The 4,505-nt window shown below is 59.4% G+C and carries 3 rRNA genes; all 3 read left to right on the forward strand.

The window, feature by feature from the left end:
• Positions 1–1,380 (forward strand): 16S ribosomal RNA (locus tag XJ44_RS09105); the annotation flags it as partial.
• Positions 1,381–1,422: 42 nt separating this feature from the next.
• Positions 1,423–4,369 (forward strand): 23S ribosomal RNA (locus XJ44_RS09110).
• Positions 4,370–4,408: 39 nt separating this feature from the next.
• A 5S ribosomal RNA gene (rrf, locus tag XJ44_RS09115) occupies positions 4,409–4,505 on the forward strand; the annotation flags it as partial.

Below are 4,505 nucleotides of genomic sequence, written 5' to 3' on the forward strand. Positions count from 1 at the left end.
TGCTAGGGTGAGGTACTAGCGAAGAAAGGGGCGTAAAGCTCTGCTGAGGGATGGGCCTGCGTTCCATCAGGTAGTTGGTGAGGTAAAGGCTCACCAAGCCTACGACGGATAGCCGGTCTGAGAGGATGGCCGGCCACAAGGGCACTGAGACACGGGTCCTACTCCTACGGGAGGCAGCAGTGGGGGATATTGGACAATGGGCGGAAGCCTGATCCAGCGACGCCGCGTGCGGGAAGGAGCCCTTCGGGGTGTAAACCGCTGTGGTGGGAGACGAATAAGGTAAGGAGTGGAAAGTCTTACCGATGACGGTATCCCACTAGGAAGCCCCGGCTAACTACGTGCCAGCAGCCGCGGTAATACGTAGGGGGCGAGCGTTACCCGGATTTACTGGGCGTAAAGGGGGCGTAGGCGGTCGTGGAAGTCCGGTGTGAAAAGCCACGGCTCAACTGTGGAACTGCGCTGGAAACCACGCGACTTGAGGGCGGTAGAGGGAGACGGAACTGCTGGTGTAGGGGTGAAATCCGTAGATATCAGCAGGAACGCCGGTGGGGAAGCCGGTCTCCTGGGCCGTACCTGACGCTGAGGCCCGAAAGCTAGGGGAGCGAACCGGATTAGATACCCGGGTAGTCCTAGCCGTAAACGATGCCCACTAGGTGTGGGGGAGTGATTCCTCCGTGCTGAAGCTAACGCGATAAGTGGGCCGCCTGGGGAGTATGCCCGCAAGGGTGAAACTCAAAGGAATTGACGGGACCCCGCACAAGCGGTGGAGCGTGTGGTTTAATTGGACGCTAAGCCAAGAACCTTACCAGGGCTTGACATGCTGGTGGTACTGACCCGAAAGGGGAGGGACTCTTGCCGAGAGGTGAGGGAGCCGGCACAGGTGGTGCACGGTCGTCGTCAGCTCGTGCCGTGAGGTGTTGGGTTAAGTCCCGCAACGAGCGCAACCCCTGCCCTTAGTTGCCAGCGGTTAGGCCGGGGACTCTAAGGGGACTGCCGGCGACGAGCCGGAGGAAGGAGGGGATGACGTCAGATACTCGTGCCCCTTATGCTCTGGGCGACACACGCGCTACAATGGGTGGGACAGCGGGATGCGAGCCAGTGATGGTGAGCGAAACCCTGAAACCCACTCGCAGTACGGATTGCAGGCTGAAACTCGCCTGCATGAAGTCGGAATCGCTAGTAATCGCGGATCAGCCACGCCGCGGTGAATACGTTCCCGGGGTTTGTACACACCGCCCGTCACGCCACCCGAGTTGGCAGCGCCCGAAGGTGGTTACTCCAACCTGAGAAGGAGGGGGGCTACTGAGGGCGAGGCTGGCGAGGGGGGCGAAGTCGTAACAAGGTAGGTGTACCGGAAGGTGCGCCTGGATCACCTCCTTTCTAAGGAGANNTGGTCATTGAAAAATGCATAGGGGAAGTAGAGGTGAAGGTGATAAGGGCGCGCAGTGGATGCCTAGGCGGCAGGAGGCGAAGAAGGGCGTGGCAAGCTGCGAAAAGCCTGGGGGAGCTGCAAGCGAGCGTAGATCCCGGGATACCCGAATGGGGCAACCTGTGTAGCTGGTGAGGCTACACACCCGAGAGGGGGCGAACCGGGGGAAGTGAAACATCTCAGTACCCCGAGGAGGAGAAATCAAACGAGATTCCCTGAGTAGAGGCGATCGAAAGGGGAGGAGCCTAAACCGGCGAGGGATCGTCGGGGTAGTGGGACAAGTCCGGGCGTGAGCCGGGGAGTAAAAAATTCTTACTCTAGCCGAAAGGTCTGGGAAGGCCTACCGGAGAGGGTGAAAGTCCCGTAGGCGAAAGGGTAAGGACTCTCTGGGGCTTGATCCCGAGTACCACGGGGCACGAGGAATCCCGTGGGAATCAGGGGGGACCACCCTCCAAGGCTAAATACTCCCTGCCGACCGATAGAGGATCCAGTACCGTGAGGGAAAGGTGAAAAGCACCCCGGAAGGGGAGTGAAAGAGACCTGAAACTGCGTGCCTACAAGAAGTCGGAGCTCCGTATAGGGGTGACGGCGTGCCTTTTGATTAATGAGCCTGGGAGTTGTCGTACCTGGCGAGGTTAAGCCGGTAGAGGTGGAGCCGTAGCGAAAGCGAGTCTGAATAGGGCGAGGAGTCAGGTGCGGCAGGCCCGAAGCCGGGTGAGCTACCCATGGCCAGGGTGAAGGTAGGGTAAAACCTACTGGAGGCCCGGACCGGTGGATCGTGAGACATCCTCGGATGAGCTGTGGGTAGGAGTGAAAAGCTAACCGAACCTGGTGATAGCTGGTTCTCCCCGAAATGCATTTAGGTGCAGCCTCAAGAGGTCTGTGCAGGAGGTAGGGCGCTGATAGGGCTAGGGGGGTGACCTCCAACCCCTGTCAAACTACGAATGCCTGCACACAAATCTTGGGAGTGAGCCTGTGGGGGATAAGCTCCACAGACGAGAGGGGAACAACCCAGACCGACGGCTAAGGGCCCGGAGAGATGGCTAAGTGTGGAAGGAAGTTGTGCGTCCCAGACAACCGGGATGTTGGCTTAGAAGCAGCCATCATTAAAAGAGTGCGTAACAGCTCACCGGTCGAGACGCACAGCGCCGAAAATGTACCGGGGCTGAAGCCATCCCCCGAAGCCGCGGATCAGCGTATATGCTGGTGGTAGGGGAGCGTTCCGCGATAGGGAGAAGGTGGACTTGAGAGAGCCACTGGACGAGGCGGAAGAGAGAATCCAGGCATGAGTAAACGAGAGGAGAGTGAGAATCTCTCCCCCCGGAAGCCTAAGGGTACCTGGGGAAGGTTCGTCCGCCCAGGGTTAGTCGGGGCCTAAGGTGAACCCGAGAGGGGTAGCCGATGGGGAACCGGTTAATATTCCGGTACCACCTGCATACTGATAGGTAGCGGGGGGACGCAGGAGGGTAAGTTCCGAGGTCAAGTGGCAAGGCCTTCCAAGCGGTTAGGCGTAGAGGGCAGTAGGGAAATCCGCTGTCTGAGCTGAGCCGTGAAGGGGAGGACCGTATGGTCCGACGGGGCTGATCCCACACTGCCGAGAAAAGCCTCGCTAACTGGTATGCGGGTGCCCGTTCCGCAAACCGACACAGGTAGGCGGGCTGAGAAAGCTAAGGGGAGCGGGATAACCCTTGCCAAGGAACTCGGCAAATTGACCCCGTAACTTAGGGAGAAGGGGTGCCGCGGTAGGTTGAACCCAGGGGAAGGGGAGACCTGGAAACTGGGGGAGGCCGAGGCGGTTGCAGAGGCAAGGCCCTGGCGACTGTTTACCAAAAACACAGGTCTCTGCGAACTCGTAAGAGGAAGTATAGGGACTGACGCCTGCCCAGTGCCGGAAGGTTAAGGGGAGGGGTGAGAGCCCCGAACCGAAGCCCCGGTAAACGGCGGCCGTAACTATAACGGTCCTAAGGTAGCGAAATTCCTTGTCGGGTAAGTTCCGACCTGCATGAATGGCGTAACGACTGGGGCACTGTCTCGGCAGGGGGCCCGGTGAAATTTCAATCTGGGTGAAGATGCCCAGTACCCGCAGCTAGACGGAAAGACCCCGTGGAGCTTTACTGCAGCCTGGTATTGGGCTTTGGTGCACTGTGTACAGGATAGGTGGGAGGCGAAGAACCCGGCTCGCCAGGGTCGGGGGAGCCGCTGGTGGGATACCACCCTCGGTGTACTGGAGTTCTAACCTGCGTTTGTGAAGAGCAAGCGAGGGACAGTGCCAGGTGGGTAGTTTGACTGGGGCGGTCGCCTCCGAAAGGGTAACGGAGGCGCGCGAAGCTCGGCTCAGGTGGGTTGGAAATCCACCGTAGAGTGCAAGGGCATAAGCTGGGCTGACTGCGAGACCGACGGGTCGAGCAGAGGGGAAACCCGGTCCTAGTGACCCGGCGACTCCGAGTGGAAGGGTCGTCGATCAACGGACAAAAGTTACCCCGGGGATAACAGGCTAGTCTTGCCCGAGAGTTCACATCGACGGCAAGGATCGGCACCTCGATGTCGGCTCATCCCATCCTGGGGCTGAAGCAGGTCCCAAGGGTTAGGCTGTTCGCCTATTAAAGGGGTACGTGAGCTGGGTTCAGACCGTCGTGAGACAGGTCGGTCCCTATCTGCTGCGGGCGTAGGAGGTTTGAGGGGGCTCGCCCATTGTACGAGAGGACCTGGGTGAGGGAGCCACTGGTGTACCGGCTGTTCTGCCAAGGGCATACGCCGGGTAGCTACGCTCCTAAGTGATAACCGCTGAAAGCATCTAAGCGGGAAACACGCCCCAAGATGAGACCTCCCATCCTGTAAAAGGAGTAAGGCCGGTTCGAGAAGAGGACCTAGATAGGCTGGTGGTGGAAGCGCAGTAATGCGTGGAGCCAACCGGTACTAATCGGCCGAGGCCTTCACCTCTACGTGAACCCTATGCATTTTTGAGTGACCAAAGGTTTCCCGGGTGACGATACCAAGGCGGGAACCACCCGGTTCCATCCCGAACCCGGCCGTTAAGCCGCCTTGGGCCGATGGTAGTAAGGGGTACGCCCCTTGC

Origin of the sequence: Thermosipho affectus (assembly GCF_001990485.1) — a bacterium.
GTDB classification, from domain to species: Bacteria; Thermotogota; Thermotogae; order Thermotogales; family Fervidobacteriaceae; genus Thermosipho; species Thermosipho affectus.